15 protein-coding genes are annotated in these 17,611 nt (G+C 64.6%); 8 read left to right on the forward strand and 7 right to left on the reverse strand.

Going from position 1 to position 17,611, the window contains the following annotated elements; translation table 11 throughout:
• Nucleotides 1-15: 15 nt before the first annotated feature.
• The 7 genes from V3W40_RS29485 to V3W40_RS29515 are packed head-to-tail and all read right to left on the reverse strand — an operon-like array spanning nt 16 to nt 7,907.
• Nucleotides 16-1,050, reverse strand: coding sequence for an ABC transporter substrate-binding protein (locus V3W40_RS29485; protein ID WP_065927397.1), 1,035 nt, complete (start codon nt 1,048-1,050; stop codon nt 16-18).
• Entirely contained in the window at nt 1,047-2,249 is a 1,203-nt protein-coding gene (metC, locus tag V3W40_RS29490; protein WP_218064733.1) for a cystathionine beta-lyase, read from the reverse strand. Before metC ends, V3W40_RS29485 begins: the two co-directional genes overlap by 4 nt.
• Nucleotides 2,246-2,923 (reverse strand): amino acid ABC transporter permease, encoded by a 678-nt coding sequence (locus tag V3W40_RS29495; protein WP_065927398.1) that lies wholly within the window; start codon nt 2,921-2,923, stop codon nt 2,246-2,248. Before V3W40_RS29495 ends, metC begins: the two co-directional genes overlap by 4 nt.
• Complete coding sequence (locus V3W40_RS29500) at nt 2,913-3,656, reverse strand: amino acid ABC transporter permease (RefSeq protein WP_330216185.1); 744 nt, start codon at nt 3,654-3,656, stop codon at nt 2,913-2,915. The genes V3W40_RS29495 and V3W40_RS29500 overlap by 11 nt, the downstream gene beginning before the upstream one ends.
• Complete coding sequence (locus V3W40_RS29505) at nt 3,649-4,548, reverse strand: transporter substrate-binding domain-containing protein (protein WP_083244941.1); 900 nt, start codon at nt 4,546-4,548, stop codon at nt 3,649-3,651. The genes V3W40_RS29500 and V3W40_RS29505 overlap by 8 nt, the downstream gene beginning before the upstream one ends.
• Complete coding sequence (locus V3W40_RS29510; RefSeq protein ID WP_330216186.1) at nt 4,545-5,204, reverse strand: class II aldolase/adducin family protein; 660 nt, start codon at nt 5,202-5,204, stop codon at nt 4,545-4,547. Before V3W40_RS29510 ends, V3W40_RS29505 begins: the two co-directional genes overlap by 4 nt.
• An 18-nt stretch (nt 5,205-5,222) precedes the next feature.
• On the reverse strand, nt 5,223-7,907 hold the full coding sequence (locus V3W40_RS29515) for a TonB-dependent receptor (protein WP_330216187.1): 2,685 nt from the start codon (nt 7,905-7,907) through the stop codon (nt 5,223-5,225).
• Nucleotides 7,908-8,307: 400 nt separating this feature from the next.
• On the opposite strand from V3W40_RS29515, the gene V3W40_RS29520 reads away from it, so the two are divergent.
• The 8 genes from V3W40_RS29520 to V3W40_RS29555 all read left to right on the forward strand — a co-directional run bounded on the left by V3W40_RS29520 (nt 8,308) and on the right by V3W40_RS29555 (nt 17,595).
• Nucleotides 8,308-9,318, forward strand: a complete 1,011-nt coding sequence (locus V3W40_RS29520; protein WP_330216188.1) for a ScbA/BarX family gamma-butyrolactone biosynthesis protein — start codon at nt 8,308-8,310, stop codon at nt 9,316-9,318.
• Entirely contained in the window at nt 9,315-9,992 is a 678-nt protein-coding gene (locus V3W40_RS29525) for an HAD family hydrolase (RefSeq protein ID WP_074846851.1), read from the forward strand. Before V3W40_RS29520 ends, V3W40_RS29525 begins: the two co-directional genes overlap by 4 nt.
• Complete coding sequence (locus V3W40_RS29530; RefSeq protein ID WP_330216189.1) at nt 9,992-11,209, forward strand: cytochrome P450; 1,218 nt, start codon at nt 9,992-9,994, stop codon at nt 11,207-11,209. The genes V3W40_RS29525 and V3W40_RS29530 overlap by 1 nt, the downstream gene beginning before the upstream one ends.
• A gap of 14 nt (nt 11,210-11,223) precedes the next feature.
• Nucleotides 11,224-12,771 carry an MFS transporter gene (locus V3W40_RS29535; RefSeq protein ID WP_065927403.1) on the forward strand — a complete coding sequence of 516 codons (1,548 nt, stop codon included), beginning with the start codon at nt 11,224-11,226 and terminating at the stop codon, nt 12,769-12,771.
• 228 nt (nt 12,772-12,999) lie between these two features.
• A complete protein-coding gene (locus V3W40_RS29540) occupies nt 13,000-13,509 on the forward strand; it encodes a sigma-70 family RNA polymerase sigma factor (protein ID WP_065927404.1) in 510 nt (169 codons plus the stop codon).
• Nucleotides 13,506-14,441 carry a FecR family protein gene (locus V3W40_RS29545; protein ID WP_074846850.1) on the forward strand — a complete coding sequence of 312 codons (936 nt, stop codon included), beginning with the start codon at nt 13,506-13,508 and terminating at the stop codon, nt 14,439-14,441. Before V3W40_RS29540 ends, V3W40_RS29545 begins: the two co-directional genes overlap by 4 nt.
• Before the next feature lie 662 nt (nt 14,442-15,103).
• Nucleotides 15,104-16,513: a GABA permease gene (gene gabP, locus V3W40_RS29550; protein ID WP_065941630.1), complete on the forward strand. Its 1,410-nt coding sequence runs from the start codon at nt 15,104-15,106 to the stop codon at nt 16,511-16,513.
• Nucleotides 16,510-17,595, forward strand: coding sequence for a GlxA family transcriptional regulator (locus tag V3W40_RS29555; protein WP_330216190.1), 1,086 nt, complete (start codon nt 16,510-16,512; stop codon nt 17,593-17,595). The genes gabP and V3W40_RS29555 overlap by 4 nt, the downstream gene beginning before the upstream one ends.
• Nucleotides 17,596-17,611 lie beyond the last annotated feature (16 nt).

Raw genomic sequence — 17,611 nt, forward strand, 5'->3', positions numbered from 1 at the left:
GGCAAGGGTGTGGCGTTAAAGCCCGGTGTGGGCTTGGGCGAGAAACTCGGGCTGGGCCCACTCGTGCACGCTGAAGTCGTTCTGCAGGAAGCCGCGTTGCACCAGGAAGTCCTTCTTCAGTTCCAGGGCCGCCAGGTTCTGCGGCGCCAGGTTCGGCACAAAATCCAGCTCGGCAATGGCGCGGCGGATAAACCCGGCGTCCGGCAGGAAGGTCACGCGGGTGAACAGCTCGGCGGCGGCATCGCGGTGCTGGTTGATCCAGCGCCCGGCGCGGATCGCGGCGCGCAGGAACGCCACCAACACCTGGGGATGCTCTTCGGCAAAGGCGCGGTTGACGGTGGTGGCGTAAGGGCCGTTGTGGTTTTTCAGGGTCCAGTCCGGGTAGCGTTCCAGGTCTTCGATTACCGTGAATTCACCGCTGGCGAGCAGTGCCGGCACATGCCCGGCGGCGACATGCAGCGCGTCCACACGGCCTTCGGCCAGGGCCTGCACCTCATGCCCGGGTTGGCCATGCAGCCCATGCAGTTGCGACCAGAACGCCGAAGGCCGCACCGCCGGCAGCAAGGTCTGCGGATCACCTTCATCCTCCAGCTCGATCAGGCGCACTTGCGACGGCTCCAGCCCGGCCAGTTGCAGTGCATTGAACAGGCCATGTTCGGCCAGCGCCTTGAGCACATCGACCCGCGCCTTGTTGCGGCTCACCGGTACGCCGATGCGCTTGCCGAACAGGTCGGCGACCTGGCGGATACGCCCCTCGGCACGCACCAGGATCTGCCCGGCGCGTTGGGTGGCGGTGCTGGCCACCAGCAACGTATCGGCCTGGTCGGCGCGCGCCCACAAGGCCGGCACTGCGCCGCCGTCGCGAATCAAGCGCGCTTCGCCATGGGTGAAGTGCGGCAGCCAACCGAGGTTGTCGGGCAGTGAGCGCAGGTAGATCGCGTCGGCGCCGACGCGTTGGTATTCCTCGTCCAGCCAACCGAGTTCAACGGCAATATTGGACGCGACCAGCAGCGGGCAAATGCTGTAATGGGTGGGCAGTGCTTGGCTCATGGCAGACTCCTTGGGGAATGTGGGGTGGTGCTCAGGCGTTCGAGGCCTTGTTGCAGGTCGGCGAGCAGGTCCTCGACGGCTTCAAGGCCTACGTGCAGGCGCAGCAACACGCCTGGTTCAATCAGTGCTGAAGGGTGGCGCTGCTGTTGGCGAATCAGACTCTCGAAACCGCCCCAGCTGGCGCCCATGGCGAACAACTGCAGGCTTTCCAGGAAGGCGTTGGTTTGGGGCTCGAAATGCGGCTTGAGGACCACGCCGAACAGCCCGGTGGAGCCGAGGAAATCGCGCTTGAACAAGTCGTGCCCGATGGCCCCCGGCAGCGCCGGGTGCAGCACCTGGGCCACTTCGGGACGCTGTTGCAGCCACTGCGCGACGGTGAGCGCCGAGCGCTGGTGTTGGCGCAGGCGTACACCCAGGGTGCGCAGGCCACGCAGGCCCAGGTAGGCGTCGTCGGCGCTGGCGATATAGCCCAGTTGGCGGACGGTCTCGCGCACCGTCGAATACAGGGTCTGGGTGGTGACGATCACGCCGAGCATCGCGTCGCTATGACCCACCAGGTACTTGGTGGCGGCATGAATCGAGATGTCCACGCCGTGGGCGAACGCCTTGAAGAACAGCGGCGTGGCCCAGGTGTTGTCGAGCATCAGCAATGCGCCGTGGGCATGGGCGGCACTGGCCAGGGCGGGAATGTCCTGGACCTCGAAGGTGCTGGAACCGGGTGCTTCGGCGTACACCAGGCGCGTATTCGGGCGCAGCAAGCCGGCGATGTCGGCACCGAGCATGGGCGCGAAGTACGTGGCCTCAATGCCATAGCGCGGCAGGATCTGGTCGAACACCTGGCGCGCATGCCAATAGCAATTGTCGGTCACCAGGATATGGTCGCCGGCCCGCGCCACTGCCAGCACCGCGCCGACAATCGCCGCCAGGCCGCTGGGCATGATCAGCCCGCGAAAGCCGCCTTCCAGCTGCGCCACGGCGTCTTCGAACGCGGCAGTGGTGGGGTTGCCGTTACGGCCGTAGATATGCCCGCGATAGTGCGGGTCGGCGGCCTGTTGCAGGTGGTTTTCGAGGGTGCCGGTGTCGGGCCAGATAAAGGTCGAGCTGCGATACACCGGGGTGTTGACGCTGCCTTCGTGGCTGGCGGGGTCGCGTCCCAACCGGGTCAGCAGGGTATCGTCATGCATGGGGTCAGTGCTCATGTGCGCTCCAGCCGTTTGGCCAGGCAGGAGAGGGGGTAGATGTAGACAAAGAAGGCGATGAACACCAAGCCGTAGGCGGGCAGCAGCAGGTCGTTGCGCAGTTGGGTGGACAGGTGCGATTGCACGGTGGTCATCAGCTCTTCCACCCCCAGCAGATTGGCCAGGGAGGTGGACATGGTCACCGCGCAATACAGGTTCATCCACGGCGCCACCAGGCTGGGCAGGGTCTGCGGGATGATCACGTGGCGCAGCGCCTGGCCATGATGCATGCCCAGGGCCCGGGCGGCTTCCCATTGCCCCAGCGGCACCGCGCGTACGGCGCCGCGCACGATCTCCGAGACATAGCCGACAGCGGGCAGGGCCAGGCCCAGCGCGACCTTGAGCCAATCCGGCAATTGCCACCAGCGCCCGGCCCAATGCACTTCATAGGGCAACAGGTAGGCCACGTAGAACATCACCACCAGCCACGGCAGGTTGCGCAGCAGGCGGCTCAGATGCCCGGCACCACGACGCAGGCGCGGCCGGGCGCTGACCTGCAGGCTGCCGAGCACGACACCGGCCAGCGTGGCCACCAGCATCGCGGTGACGCCCATGAGGATATTCAGGCCGAAGCCTTGCAGCAGCGCCGGCGCCCACTGCCACAACAGCGCGGGCCAGGACGGTTCAGGCAGCATCGGGCAACTCCTGGCCTGGCAGGCGCAGATGGTTTTCCAGGCGGCGCAGCAGCCAACTGCTGGCGCCGATCAGCAGCAACCAGACCAGCAGCAAGACCTGCATCATCTCGGCGACGTTGAAGTTGTCCGACCAGATCCGATTGCTCGCATAGAGCAATTCCGGCACCGCAATCGCGTAGGCAATCGAGGTCGACTTGATGGTTTGCACCACCGTATTGCCCATGGCCGGCAGGCTGTTACGCAGCGCCAGCGGCAGTACGATATGGCGCAGTACCGTGACCCCCTGCATGCCCAGGGCCGCAGCCGCGTCGAGGGTGGCGCGGGGCACGGCATCGATCCCGGCGCGCAGGTTCTCGGCCTGGAATGCACCGCTGTGCAGGGCGATCACGATGATCGCCCATTGCGTGCCGTTGAGCAGCCGCACGCTGGTGTCGTCCGCCAGCGGCAGCCAGGCGCCGACGCCGAAGTAGAAAAAGAACAGCTGCACCAACAGCGGCGTGTTGCGAAACAACGCGACGTACCCCGCGCTCAACCGGCGCCACAGCAAGCGACGCGAACCCAGGCCGGCAGCGCCCCACACGCCGATCACCAGGGACAGGGCAATACTCGCCACCGACAGCAACAGTGTCAGGCCCAGGCCGAGCAGGAAGCGCTGGCGGTCCATCGGGTCCCACAGGATGCTCAGCGACAGGCCATGCTGTTCCAGCCACAGGCGCAGGTTGGCCTCACTCATGGCTGGCCCGCGCATGCTGCTGCGCTACCCAGGCATTCGGCGCCAGGCCGTAGCGCTGTTCCAGGCCGATGATCACGCCCTGGGCATGCCAGCCTTCGACAATACTCGACACCGCTGCCAACAACGCCGGCTGGCCCTTGCGCAAAGCAATGCCCCACGGCGCCGGATCCTGGCCCGGCAGCTTGACCTCGTAATCGGCCCATTCCGGCTGGCGCGCCAGGGCGCTGTACAACGCATCGTCACCCATCGCCCCCAGGCAACGGCTGTCGGCCACCGCCTTGCGCACTTCGGCCGTGCCGTTGAACGAGGCGAACTGCACGCCGTAGCGCGTTTCAAACGGGCGCACCCACACACTGGTGGCGGGCGCACACAGGGTCTTGCCGCGCAGGCTTTGCCAGTCCGGCACGGCGGTGCTTTTCGGCGCAAACACCGTGGCGGCCGAGCTGTAGAAACCGGGGCTGGCGAAATCCACTTCGCGCCGCCGTGCGGGGGTGTCGAGCAGGGACGTGACCAGCACTTCACAACGGCCCTGTTCGAGAAACAGCAAGCGGTTGAGCGGATTGACTTGCACAAGTTGCAGCTTGAGCGGCTGGCCGACCTTGGCAGACAACTGGCGTTGCAGGTCGACGATCAGGTCCAGGATCAACCCGCCGGGCTTGCCTTGGGCATCGAAGGTCTTGAAGGGGGGGAATTCGTCGCTGGTGCAGACGTTGAGGGTGCCACGGGATTGGGCCCGTTCCAGCAGGGGGGCGGCGTGGGCGTGGAGCGCGCCGAATGCAAAAATAACCAACAGCGCCCGCTGCCAAAGTGACCTGTCGTAAGGGCCGGAGGCAAGTCGAATCGTCGCACCGCCCCTTCCACTTTTATCAGGGCAACGAGTGAGCGCACTCATGTCGCACTCCAGCCCAGGCGCGACCGCTGCGCCGCGCCGCTGGGAAAGGGCTGCGGCGTACCGAGCTGCTGCGCCAGGAAGGTCAGGTAGGCCGCTTCTTCCAGGTTCACCAACAACCGCGTCGCCGCCAGCACGTCCCGCTCCGACCACGCAAACGGCCCGTGATTGGCCAGCAACGCCGCTGGCGCACGCGGATGTTCGCGTAACGCCGCCACCACCGGCTCCGGCGCATACCGCGGCCCCCACGCCGTCAGCGGCACCTCCTGGTCTTCATCCAGAATCCCCAGCAACTGCGTGGCATGGGGGCGCAACGCTCGGCCGGCAATCGCGAAGGCGGTGAGATACGGCGAGTGCGTGTGAATCACCGCATTCACCGAGGGCCGCTCGCGGTAGATCGCCACGTGCAGCGCCGCCACTTCCTTGAGGTTGTCGGTGAGGCTGCCCTGGCTGTGTTGCAGGTCGAAATCGACAATCGCCGCCACGCCACTGTCGGCGCCGCTGAGCGAGGCGATCACCAGCCGTGCTTCGCCGGGAATACGCAGGCTGATATTGCCCGCCTCATTGCTCGACAACACCTGGTGCTTGATCAGCAGTTGCTTGGCCAGGGCAAAGTCGTGTTCGAACACTTGGGTAAAACGCACAGCATCAAAGCTCATGGGAACTCCTTGGTTGAGTCAGAAGCGGTAGTCGGCTTTCACGTAGTAGAAGGCGCCTTCGGCACCGGCCGGGGAGATGCTCTGGTAGGCCACGCGCCCGCCGACAAAGCGGTTGGCCACGTCGATCTTGTCCGGGTAGCTGTCGAAAATATTGTTGCCGCCCAGGGTCAGGGTGAGCGCCTGGTTGATGTCGTAGGACAGGCTGGCGTTGCTCACCCATTGCGCCGAAAAGGTCTGGTCGCGGGCTTCGCCAAGGTTGGAATCGAGGGTGTAGGCGCCGTAGCGAATCGTGTTGACGCTCGCCTGCCAGGCACCCTTGCGCCAGTCGGCACCGAGGATCAGCTTGCTGTTGGGCGAGGCGCTTTCCACATAGCTCAGGGCTTCGCGATTGATCAGGGTGATGCCGGTGCCGGCCAGCGGGCCGGGGTTGTCCTTGATGTCGGTGACCTGGGTCTTGCTGTAGTTGAAGGCGCCGTTGAGGGTCAACTGGCTGGCGTCGGCCAGGTCCAGGCGATAGTGGGCGGCGAGGTCCACGCCGCTGGTCTTGGTGTCGAGTGCATTGGTGAAAAAACTCACCCCGGAGTAGTTGCCATAGCCTTGGTTGGCGAGGATCTGGCTGACCTGGGGGCCGCTGAGGGTTTCCGACAGGGCAATGCGGTCCTTGATGCGGATGTGGTACGCATCGAGGCTGACACTTGCACGCTCGAGCGGCTGCCAGACCACGCCGAGGGACAGGCTGGTGGATTTTTCCGGCTTCAGGTCACTGGCGCCCAAGGCGCGGGCGACCGGGGTGTTCACGCTGACGGTGCCGACCTGGTAGGCGGTGGGGTCGCCGGCCTTGAACTCGGTCTGGGTCGCCGAGGTGCCGATCTGCCCCAGGGTGGGCGCGCGGTAGCCGCTGCTCAGGGTCGAGCGCAGGCCCCATTGCGGGGTGAAGTCGTAGCGCGCGGAGAACTTGCCGGTGCTGGTGGTACCGAAGTCGTCGTAGTGCTCGCTGCGCCCGGCCAGGCCCAGTTGCAGTTTGTCGGTGACTTGCTGCTCCAGGCCCAGGTAGCCGCCGAACACATGGCGGGCGTAGCGGCCTTCGTCGCTGTCCTGGGTGCCGGGGAAGCCCTGGGCGCCGCCGGCACGGGCGGGCAGGGCGCTGCCGTGGGTCCAGGAGGCGAGGTCGCCGGCGATCACTTCATAGGCTTCGTTGCGCCACGCCAGGCCGCTGGAGAACACCAGCGGGCCTGCGCCCCAGCCGACCTTGAGTTCCTTGATGTGGTCCAGGCCGACGTTGGTTTGCTCATTGACCAGCGCCCCGGCATTGAAGCTCGTCGGGCTCGCGGCGCCGAGGCTGGCGTTGAGCGAATCGCTGAGGTGATAGTCGATGCGGTTGCGCCCGTAGTTGGCACTGAGGTCGAAGCTGCCAAGTTGCTCATCGCGAATCTTCACGCCGCCGGTGACCGAGGCATCCCGCGAGCGCACGTCGAGCAGTGGCAGGAAACCGTTGGGGTACACGGCCACCAGGTTGTTGGGGTCGATGGGGCGGCGAAAGGTTGCCTGGGATTCGCCGGTACGGTCCTGGTAGGTGGCGAAGCCGTACAGGTCGACCGTGTCGCTCAGGGACAGGCCGCTGTTCAGCGCCAGGTTCCAGTCTTCAAGGCCCGGCGAGCCGTAGCGCCAATGGCGGTCGGCATCCGCTTCACGGGCGTCGCCGCTGGGGTAGAACTGCCGGCCATCGGTGCCGCCGGTGGAGGTGCGTTCGCTGCGCAGGCCTTCGCCGCTGAGGGTGAGGAAGCCATCGCCGGGCAAGGTGAAACCGCTCCAGCCCCCCACCGACCGGCGAAAGCCATCGCCCTTGGTGTACTGGCCGAAGGTGCTTTGCACGGCGCCGCCGTGGTCCTGCTCCTTGAGCACGATATTGACCACCCCGGCAATCGCATCCGAGCCGTATTGGGCCGAGGCGCCATCGCGCAGCACTTCGATATGGTCGACGGCGCTGACGGGAATCGTCGACAAGTCCACCGCCTGTGAGCCACGCCCCAGGGTGGCCTTGGTGTTGACGAACGCCGAGGCATGCCGACGCTTGCCATTGACCAGCACCAGCACCTGGTCGGCGGCCAACCCACGTAACGACACCGGCCGCTGCGACGACACGCCATCGGTGCCGTTGACCTGCGGGTAGTTCACCGACGGCACCAGGGTTTCCAGGGCCTTGGCCAGGTTATCGGTGCCGGCGCGCTGCAGTTGCTCGCTGCTGATCACATCCACGGGGGCCGCGCTTTGCAGTGCGGTGACGTCGCTGCGCCGGGTGCCGATCACCTCCACGGATTTCAGGCGTGGCGCCAGCGGTTGGCTGTTGGCCGCCGCTGCAGGGTCGGCCAGTCGATGGATCAATACCGCACCGCTGGCCGTCTGGCTGAAGCCCAACGGGGAGCCGCCCAAGGCAATGCCCAGCGCCTGTTCCTGGCTCAGTCGGCCCTGGATCGCGCGGCTCCCACGGCCTTCCACCAGCGGCGGGTCGAAGGCGATAGGGTGGCCGCTTTGCTGGGAGATGCTCAGCAGCACCTCATCCAGGGGGCCTGCGGGGATATTGAAGTCAATCACCCGTTGTACCGACGCCGCGTCGTTTTGCGCCAACGCCAGGCTTGGCAGCGTCAGCCCGCCCATGGCCAATGCACACGCCAAAGGCGCCAGGGTGAATCCTGTTTTCAACATGTGAATCTGCTCCGGGTCGTGATGTTCTTTACGACCTTGAGCAACTTCGCGTGTGGATTTTCACTACTAAGTTAGAACGATTAGTTGGGTGTCTAGATGATTTAGTTGCGCTTATAAGCTTCGATCAAATGGGTCTAAGTGCGCAGTGAAAATATAAGGGACTATCTGCACAAGGGTACTGACAGCCAGAACGGGTTGTCCGCGCAAAGCATACAACGTTCACCGCGATGAACGTGTACGGCGGTCTGCACGCTTACGGAGAAGCTCATCAGGAGACAGATACCCATGTCTGAAGTGCAAGTTCTACAGGTTCATGTCCAACGACCTGGCCGTTCGGTCAGTTGTGGAGAAAAAACGTTTCAGCTTAGCCTTCTCGCGGTAATCAAAGGAGGAGATTGCTATGTCTGAAGCCCTGGCTATTCGTTGCGAAAACACCGTGCCGCGCAGCATGGTGCACCGTGCCGCCGTCAGCGAAGTGTTCCTGACCGGCGCGGAACTGGTAAAGGAAGGACACTTTCGCTGCAGCGCCCAACTACCGCGTACCCACAGTTACTTCAGTGAACATACCCACCGCGCCGCCCACTACGACATGCTGTTATTGCTGGAAGTATTCCGCCAGGCGTCAATTTATATCTCCCATGCGTTCCTCGACGTCAGCGCCCAGGACAAGTTTATCTACCTGGACAGTGTGACCCGCGTGACCGACCGGAGTTTATTGGTGGTGGGGGATCGTCCGGCATCCGCCGAGATCGATGTCTACGTGGTGGATGAATACCTGCGCCACGGCGAGCGCAGTGGCGTGACCCTGAACATGTCCCTGAGCATCAATGGCGAAGTGGCTGCACGCCACGAACGCATGAGCATTCGCTGGATGAGCGGCGCGGCCTGGAACAAGATGCGTGCCCGTGGCCTGGCGGCGATTCCCGCCAACGCCGACCCATTGGCACAGTTGCCGCCACCCTTGAGTCCATCCGCCGTCGGGCGTCACTGGCTGAACAATGTGGTGCTCGGCCGTGAACTGGAGCAGGGCGCCGCGACGCTGGTGGCGCCGCTGATCGTCGATCTGAACAATCCGGCGATCTTCGACCACCCCCTCGACCATATCCCCGGCATGCTGTTGCTCGAAGGCTTCCGCCAAGTGGCGCTGGTGGCGGCGGACCGGCAGTTTCAGGTGGGCCCCGAGCAGTTGCTGTTATCCCGCTGCCATGTGGTGTTCACCCGCTTCGGTGAGTTTGGTTTGCCAACCCAGGTCCGTGCGGACCTGACCTCCCTGGCCCGCGACGAACACGGTCGCATCACCCTGGCGCTGGAGGTCGAGCAGGGCGGCGCGGTGATTGCCACCGCTGAGCTGGAGTTGCTGCCGCTGGTCGCCAGCCAACCCTTGGCCCTGGTGGCGGGAGGTGTGCGATGAGCGACCTGCAATTTATCTGGTTCGATTTCGGTGGCGTGCTGTCGCCGCCGATTCCGGCGCTGTTCGAGCAATACCAGGTCAAGACCGGCCTGGCTCCACACGTGCTGCAACAGGCCATGGGCGATGTGGCCGATGAGTTGGGCGTGCCCATGCTCGCGCCGGTGGAGAGTGCCTTGCTCACCGAGCGCGAGTGGGGCGAGCGCCTGGCGCAGGCCCTGCGTCGCCGTGACCCGCAGGTCGATTTATCCCGCGCTCACCTGCACACCTTCGGCGCGCAATGGTTCGCCGGGGTGCCGGCCAATGCGCCGCTGGTGGCCGCCGTGCGCGCACTCAAGCGTTCCGGTTTTCGCGTCGGCATCCTCACCAACAACGTGGTGGAGTGGGAGCGGCATTGGCGGGCGATGGTGGGCCTGGATGAGGTGGTGGACCTGATCGTCGATTCCAGCCAGGAGCGCAGCCGCAAGCCGGAGCCGGCGTTCTTCCAGGTGGCGACCGCGCGCTCGGGCGTCGCGCCGCAGCACAGCCTGTTGATCGACGACGTCGCGGAAAACATCGACGCCGCCGCCGCGCTTGGCTGGCAAGTGCTGCACTTCATCGACAACCACCAGGCGCTCGCCCAGCTGCAGCGCCTCACCGCTGTCAGCCTGTTGCAACCTGCCGTGGAGCCTGCCTGATGAATATCGCCGTGATCGCCAGACCCGAGGTCACCGTGGCACGCATCCCGCAGTTGGATGCACCGCCGGCCTATCAACCTGCCAGCCCCGCCAATGGCCTGCCGAGGATTCTGCTGCCCAGCGGCCACCTGGCCTTTCACCTGACCCGTTACCAACACGTGCAGGCGTTGCTGCTGGATAACCGCGCGATACGCGCCCCGTGCAACGAAGAAGACGGCGCGAGCTTTTTGCCGACCATCACGCCGCCTGAACTGCTGCTCAACAATGACATCCCCGACCATGGTCGCCTGCGCAAGGTGGTGGCCCGGGACTTCAGCCCCAGTGGCGTGGCGTTGCTGCGCGACAAGGTGGAACACGCCACCCATGAACGCCTCGATGTATTGCAGCGCCAGGCGCCCGGTGCCGATCTGTTTGCCCAGGTGCTTGACCACATCCCCGCCACCGTGGATTGCCAGTTGCTCGGCATCCCCTTGAGTGACCGTGAGTATTACCGGCCCCTCAGCCACACCGTGCAGGTGGCGTCGGATGCGGATGTACCGGAGCTGCTGAACCAGTTCTGGGGTGTGTACAACTACCTGACAGACCTGGTCACCGGTGCGCGGCCCACCGATCCCGATGGGCTGATCCAGCGCTTCGTCGCGACCCGTGCCGACAGCGAGCCGCCGCTCAACGACAAGGAGCTGGTGGGCATCCTCCTGGGGGTATTGATCGGCGGCGACCAGAACATCCTCACGGTGCTGACCAAATCGGTGTACACCCTGTTGGCGGCCCCTGAGCTGTGGCAGCAATTGGTCGACGATCCGGCGCTGATCCCGGAGGCGGTCGAAGAACTGCTGCGCCTGATTCCCCTGGGCACCATCTCGACCTTCCCGCGCCTGGCCAGCGTCGACCTGGAAGGGCCGTGGGGGCTGATTCCCGCAGGCAGCATCATTTACGCCGATGCGTTTGCCGCCAACCGTGATCCGGCGGCGTTCCCCGAGCCCCTGGCGATTCGCCTGGACCGCAAGGGTGCGCGGCATTTGCAGTTCGGCTACGGCATGCACAACTGCATGGGTGCCGCCCTGGCGCGCCTGGAAATCACCACGGTGTTGCAGATCCTCGTGCAGCGCTTCCCGAACCTGCGCCTGGCGGTGCCGGCGGACCAGGTGCCCTGGGTCGACGGCATCATCCTGCGCCGTCCTGCCCGCTTGCCGGTGCACGGCTTCACTTCAACCTGACCTTGGAAGGACCCATGAAAACGACCTTTGCCGATACGGCTTTACTGACCATCATCCTGCTGGCGATTTTCGTCGTGCCCAGTTCCATCTCGGGTACGGCGCTCGCGTTGCCGGCCATCGGCGCCGACATCCAGGCGCCGTTGACCAGCCTGCAATGGGTGGTCAATGCGTTCAACCTGGCGTTTGCCTGCTTCACCCTGGCGTGGGGCGCGCTGGCGGATCGGCTCGGGCGCAAACGCTGTTTTGTCGCAGGCGCTTCGCTGTACGTGGTGGCCTCGGTACTGTCCGCCGTGGCCGAGAGCGCCTGGCTGCTGGATGCGGCGCGGGGGCTGGCGGGCATCGGGGCGGCGGCGATCTTTTCCTGCGGCATCGCGATTTTGTCCACCCACTTCAGCGGCCCGGCGCGGCTGCGCGCGTTTGCCCTGTTCGGCACCGTTGCCGGCCTGGGCGTGAGCCTGGGCCCGACCTTGTCCGGCCTGCTGCTGGACAGCGTCGGCTGGCGCGCGATTTTCTGGGCCCATGGGGTGACCCTGGTGATCGTGCTGCTGGGCAGCCCGTTGATTACCCGCGATGGCGTGCTGGCTGAACACACCGCGCGCTTCGATGTGCCGGGTGCGACGCTGTTTGTGCTGGCATTGTTGGCGCTGATGGTGGCGATTGTGCAGGGCTCGCAATGGGGCTGGAGCAGCCGCGGTGTACTCGGCCTGGTGGCGGTCGCCGTGGTGCTGTTGGCGGTGTTTACCTGGCAGGAGCGTCGCCACCTGCAGCCAATGCTCGACCTGTCGCTGCTGGCGCGCGGGCCCTTTGTCGGCCTGGCGCTGGTCACCGTGGCGGCGTCGTTCGGCTTTGTGACCTTGCTCACGTACCTGCCGAGCTACCTGTTCGGCGTGCTGCAATTGAGCGCGACCCATGCGGGCCTGGCGATGTTGCTGCTGACGGTGCCGATGCTGTTTTGCCCGATCCTGGCGGGCAAGTGGGCGGCACGCGGGGTGTCGGCGATCGGCATTCTCAAGGCCAGCCTGATTGCGTTGTTGGTCGGTGTGGTGGCGTTGGCGCTGGTCAGCCAGGTCGGTGTGGCGCTGTGGCAACTGGCAGTGCCGCTGTTGCTGGTGGGCATCGGCATGGGCCTGTCGGCCGGGCTGGTGGATGGCCTGGCGCTCAAGACCGTGCCGGAGCAGAAGGCCGGGATGGCGGCGGGCCTGCTCAACACCTTCCGCCTGGGCAGTGAGGCGATTGCGGTGGCCTTGTATGGCTCGCTGCTGGCGACCTTGCTCGACAGCCAGTTGCGCGGCACGTTGAGCCGCCTGGCGCCCGACCCGGCGACCCTGCAACGCTGGATCGACGACGTCGCCGCCGGCAATCTCACCGGGTCCCTGCAAACCCTGGGCGCGGAGCAGGCGGGGGCGGTGCACAGCCTGTTTATCGGCGGCTATGACAGTGCCTTCCATGGCGTGCTCTGGGCGCTGGCGGTGATCCTGCTGGTGCTGACCGTAGTGGTCACCTGGCTGGTGCGCCCCTTGCGCGAACAGGAACGCAGCGAGGCGCAACTGGCCACGCACTGAGCCACGCGCCGCATCGCCTGCGACAGCCGCAGGCGGTGCTTTGGCGTGCCCGTAAAAGCGCCGAAGGTTATGCAGAAAATGCAGCTTGATGGCTTTTTTTATTCTTTTATCTGGTGAAGCCCCCTGGGGCAAACTGGACTCACCTGCCCGGACGCAGGTCTACCTCAAACCGACAGGCCCACCACCACTTGTCCGCTGGCGTGTGCAGTCCATGAAGATTATGGACCTATGGACCCGAATGCTTTGCTCAAGACCCGCCTTATCGGCCAGATTTTCCAGCAGCACTACAGCTGGTTGTGTGCGCGTTTGTCGTACCGCACCGGTTGCAGCCACAGCGCCGAGGACATCGCCGCCGAGACCTTCCTCAAGGTGTGGATGCTGCCCGACCCCACGGCCATTCGCGAACCGCGCGCGCTGCTGACCACCATCGCCCAGCGGCTGATGTACGAGAGCTGGCGCCGACGCGACCTGGAAAAAGCCTACTTGCAGATCCTGGCCGACGTGCCCGAACACGTGCACCCATCACCCCAGGAACAACTGATTCTGATCGAGAGCCTGTTGGCCATCGACCGGCTGCTGGACGGCCTGTCGGGGCAAGCCAAGGCGGTGTTCGTGCACAGCCAGTTGGACGGCATGACCTACACGCAGATCAGTGAACGCCTGGGCCTGTCCCTGGGGCGCATCCACCAATTGATGACCCAGGCCCTGCGCGCCTGTTACCTGGGGTTGAGCGAGTGAGCAAACAGCCTTTGAACGACCCGGTGGCCGAGGAAGCCATCGGCTGGCTGGTGCAGATCCAGTCCGGCGACTTCAGCCCCGCCCAGCAGCAGGCGCTGGATGAATGGCGGGGCACCTCGGCCCATCATCGCCAGGTATATGCGCAACTGCTCGCCGGTCTCGATCAGCTCAAGGCCTCACCCTGGCGCGGGCGCTCCAGCGCGCAGTTGCTGCGCAGCCTGGAGCAACCCAACAGCCGTCGCGCATTTCTGCGTACCAGTCTGTGTGCGCTGGGACTGGCGGCCGGCGCGGGGTGGGGCTGGCGTTTTGAAGACGCGGGGCAGACCTACGCCACCGGCACCGCCGAGCGTCGCACCTGGCAACTGGCCGATGGCAGCACCCTCAAGCTCAATGCCCGCAGCGAGGTGGTCTCGACGTTGGCCGGGGACGCGCACAGCCTTGAACTGCGCACCGGCGAAATGCTGGTGAACCTGCTGCGTCCGCTGCAGGTCAAGACCCGCGCCGCCCATATCAGTGCCACCACGGGCCGCCTGATGCTGAGTGAACAGGACGGCGCGATGCGCCTGGTCACCCTGGATGCCGATGCGGTGCTGCACTTCGACGGCGGTGCGCAGCAACGGGTGGCCATGCACCAGAGCACGCTGTTCGACCACCAGCGCATCCTCACCCAAGTGCCCATGGCCGCCACCGAAACCGCCTGGCTCGACGGCTGGCTGGTGGTGCGCAACCAGACACTGGCCAGCGTGGTGGAAGCGATCCGGCCCTACCGCAAGGGCATCGTGCGCCTGGATGCCGCGGTGGCGCAGCTGCGCGTGAGTGGCCGGTTCCCGCTGGATGATGCGCGCCAGACCCTGGAGGCCTTGGAGCAAAGCTTGCCGATCAGGGTGACGCAGTGGGGTGGGGTGCTGGTGTTGATTGGGGCGCGGGTGTAGGCGAGGGTAATGCCCTCTTTGTGGGGCGCCTGTGCGGTGCGGGACTGTTGGGTTTCCATGCGTTGGTGCTCCCCTCGATATGCATCGGTATCGTAGTAGTCACCCCCGGTAACCACGATGCGAAGCGAGCCGCCCTTGATCTTGCTTTAGATCTTGATCTCAGGCGCCCCGTTAAACCACGCTGGCCGGAATTCGATAGTAATTTGGGGGGTAAACCGGCAGGGATGCCGGTTTAGCCGCCGTAAGGGCGGAACCCATAGCCGCCGTTACCGAAGCAACGGATATGTACTCGGTCTGATCCAACATCCTGGTCGGCCCAGAGGCCGCCGTCGGAGGCAAGTCGAATCGTCGCACCGCCCCTCCCACATTTAGGTAGCGGGGCATCAGTTAGATAGGCGTCGGCTCCCTCGCCACAGGTCCAGGGCCCTACCAACATTGTGTAGATACCCATGCCCTGATCTGAGGACATACGGAGCGGGCGAGGCTCTGAAAAGCGGCTAACCAGCCCCGGCTCGATGTCGATATCAGGCGACTGAGTGCCGTTATCAGGCTATTTTCGCGGCAGGGATGCCGCGTACTGTGACCCGTCATTAAGAAACGATGATCGCCTGACCTTCCAGTCAGTACGTCTTAACGTCGATCACAGAGAATAAAAAACAACGATGAATAGCCTGATTTCCAAGGACTCCAACGGCCAGCTGGCGCAGGGCTTCAAGCCGCGTCATGTCACCATGCTCTCCATTGCAGGCATTATCGGCGCGGGGCTGTTTGTCGGCTCCGGGCACGCCATCGCGGCGGCGGGGCCGGCCGTGATGCTGGCGTATCTGTTTTCCGGCCTGTTGGTGGTGCTGGTCATGCGCATGCTGGGGGAGATGGCGGTGGCCAACCCCGACACCGGCTCATTCTCGACCTACGCCGACCAGGCCATCGGCCGCTGGGCCGGGTTTACGATCGGCTGGCTGTACTGGTGGTTCTGGGTGCTGGTGATTCCCATCGAAGCCCTGGCCGCCGGGCATATCCTCAACCAGTGGTTCCCGCAGATCGACGCTTGGCTGTTCGCCTTGTTGTCGATCTTTTTGTTGGTGGTTACCAATTTGTTCAGCGTCTCCAAGTACGGTGAATTCGAGTTCTGGTTTGCCATGGCCAAGGTGGTGGCGATCATCGGCTTCATCGGCCTGGGAGGCGCGGTGCTGATGGGCTGGATTCCCGAGCGGGAGGCCAGTGGCCTGAGTCGCCTGATGGAAGAACACGGTGGTTTCGCGCCTAACGGCCTGTCGGCGGTGGTCGGGGCATTCATCACCATCATGTTCAGCTTTATCGGCACGGAAGCCGTCACCATCGCGGCTGCCGAGTCCAATAACCCGGCGCAGAATATCGCCCGGGCCACGCGCTCGGTGATGTGGCGCATCGGCGTGTTCTACGTGTTGTCGATTTTCGTAGTGATTTCCGTGGTGCCGTGGAATGACCCGCTGTTGGCGTCGGTAGGCTCTTATCAGCGCGCCCTGGAGCTGATGAACATTCCCCACGCCAAGTTACTGGTGGACGTGGTGGTGTTGATTGCCGTGGCGAGCTGCATGAACTCGTCCATCTACATTGCTTCACGCATGCTGTATTCCCTGGGCAAACGTGGGGATGCGCCCACACTGATGAAAAAGACCTCCGCCGCGAGTGTGCCGAGGGCCGCCGTGATCGCCAGCACGATCCTCGGGGCTGGCGTGACCTTGCTCAGTTACTTCATGCCCGCCGGATTGTTCCAGTTTCTGCTGGCCAGCTCGGGCGCCATCGCCTTGCTGGTGTACCTGGTGATCGCCGTGTCGCAACTGCGCATGCGCAAGGTCCTGCAACGCCGCAATGTCACCCTGACGTTCAAGATGTGGCTGTTTCCCTGGCTGACCTGGGTGGTCATCGTCTTCATCTGTTGCGCATTGGCGGTGATGCTGCTGACGCCCGAGCACCGCTTCGAGGTGTCGTCGACCATCGGCCTGGCCTTGCTGATTTCCCTGGTCGGCGTGATCACGGCGCGGCAGCCGGACCGCACCCAAAAATCGATCCCCCTGGCTTCGCGCCCATGAACCCCCGGCCGGTCACCTGTTTGGTATTCGTGCTGCTGGATCAGTTCACCCTGATCTCGTTGGCGTCGGCGGTAGAGCCGCTGCGCATGGCCAACCAACTGGCAGGCCAGGAGCTTTATCGTTGGCACACCGCCAGTGTCGACGGTCATCCTGTGTGGGCCAGCGACGGCATGCCCATCACGCCGGACTGTTCCATAGCCGCTGCGCCCTCTGCGGATATCGTCGTGGTGTGCGGCGGCACGGGTATTCAACACACCCTGAGCGACGAACTGATGAAGTGGCTGCGGACCCAGGCGCGTTATTCCAAGCGCCTGGGCGGTATTTGTACCGGCAGTTGGGTATTGGCCCGGGCGGGGCTGCTCGACGGGTTTGAATGCAGCGTGCATTGGGAATGGCTGGCGGCCATGCAGGAAGCCTTTCCACGGGTGAGCCTCAGTGCCAGCGTGTTCACCCTCGACCGCGAACGCCTGACCAGCTCGGGCGGCACCGCGCCCATGGACATGATGCTGCACCTGATCGGGCGTGAGCATGGGCATGAGTTGTCGGCGGCGATTTCGGACATGTTCGTGTACGAGCGCATGCGCAACGAGCAGGATCATCAGCGCGTGCCGCTCAAGCATATGCTCGGCACCCAGCAACCGAAGCTGCAGGAAATCGTCGCGCTGATGGAGGCCAACCTGGAAGAACCGATCGACCTGGATGAACTGGCCGAGTACGTGGCCCTGTCACGTCGGCAGCTTGAACGCATGTTCCAGAAGTACCTGCACTGTTCGCCCTCGCGCTACTACCTGCGGTTGCGGCTGATCCGCGCGCGCCAGTTGCTCAAGCAAACCCCCATTTCGATCGTGGAGCTGGCCTTGCTCTGCGGGTTTGTGTCCACGCCGCACTTCTCCAAATGCTACCGCGAGTACTTTGGCGTGCCGCCCAGTGACGAGCGCCTGGTGACGGCAGGCGAGCGAGCCGGCATGTTGAGGCCGATGATTCGCGCCGTACCGGTGACGATGCCGATGCCAATGAGTGCCTTGGAGCAGGCGCGGGGGGAGTCGACGTTTGCCAGTGTCCGGCTCAAGGCCAGGAACTGAGAACACGATGAGTGGC

The organism is Pseudomonas sp. AM8 (genome assembly GCF_036346475.1).
GTDB classification, from domain to species: domain Bacteria; phylum Pseudomonadota; class Gammaproteobacteria; order Pseudomonadales; family Pseudomonadaceae; genus Aquipseudomonas; species Aquipseudomonas marginalis.

Coding starts and splice junctions, on each gene's coding strand:
- V3W40_RS29485 (WP_065927397.1), bottom strand. CDS start 1,050: ATGAGCCAAGCACTGCCCACCCATTACAGCATTTGCCCGCTGCTGGTC.
- metC (WP_218064733.1), bottom strand. CDS start 2,249: ATGAGCACTGACCCCATGCATGACGATACCCTGCTGACCCGGTTGGGA.
- V3W40_RS29495 (WP_065927398.1), bottom strand. CDS start 2,923: ATGCTGCCTGAACCGTCCTGGCCCGCGCTGTTGTGGCAGTGGGCGCCG.
- V3W40_RS29500 (WP_330216185.1), bottom strand. CDS start 3,656: ATGAGTGAGGCCAACCTGCGCCTGTGGCTGGAACAGCATGGCCTGTCG.
- V3W40_RS29505 (WP_083244941.1), bottom strand. CDS start 4,548: ATGAGTGCGCTCACTCGTTGCCCTGATAAAAGTGGAAGGGGCGGTGCG.
- V3W40_RS29510 (WP_330216186.1), bottom strand. CDS start 5,204: ATGAGCTTTGATGCTGTGCGTTTTACCCAAGTGTTCGAACACGACTTT.
- V3W40_RS29515 (WP_330216187.1), bottom strand. CDS start 7,907: ATGTTGAAAACAGGATTCACCCTGGCGCCTTTGGCGTGTGCATTGGCC.
- V3W40_RS29520 (WP_330216188.1), top strand. CDS start 8,308: ATGTCTGAAGCCCTGGCTATTCGTTGCGAAAACACCGTGCCGCGCAGC.
- V3W40_RS29525 (WP_074846851.1), top strand. CDS start 9,315: ATGAGCGACCTGCAATTTATCTGGTTCGATTTCGGTGGCGTGCTGTCG.
- V3W40_RS29530 (WP_330216189.1), top strand. CDS start 9,992: ATGAATATCGCCGTGATCGCCAGACCCGAGGTCACCGTGGCACGCATC.
- V3W40_RS29535 (WP_065927403.1), top strand. CDS start 11,224: ATGAAAACGACCTTTGCCGATACGGCTTTACTGACCATCATCCTGCTG.
- V3W40_RS29540 (WP_065927404.1), top strand. CDS start 13,000: ATGGACCCGAATGCTTTGCTCAAGACCCGCCTTATCGGCCAGATTTTC.
- gabP (WP_065941630.1), top strand. CDS start 15,104: ATGAATAGCCTGATTTCCAAGGACTCCAACGGCCAGCTGGCGCAGGGC.
- V3W40_RS29555 (WP_330216190.1), top strand. CDS start 16,510: ATGAACCCCCGGCCGGTCACCTGTTTGGTATTCGTGCTGCTGGATCAG.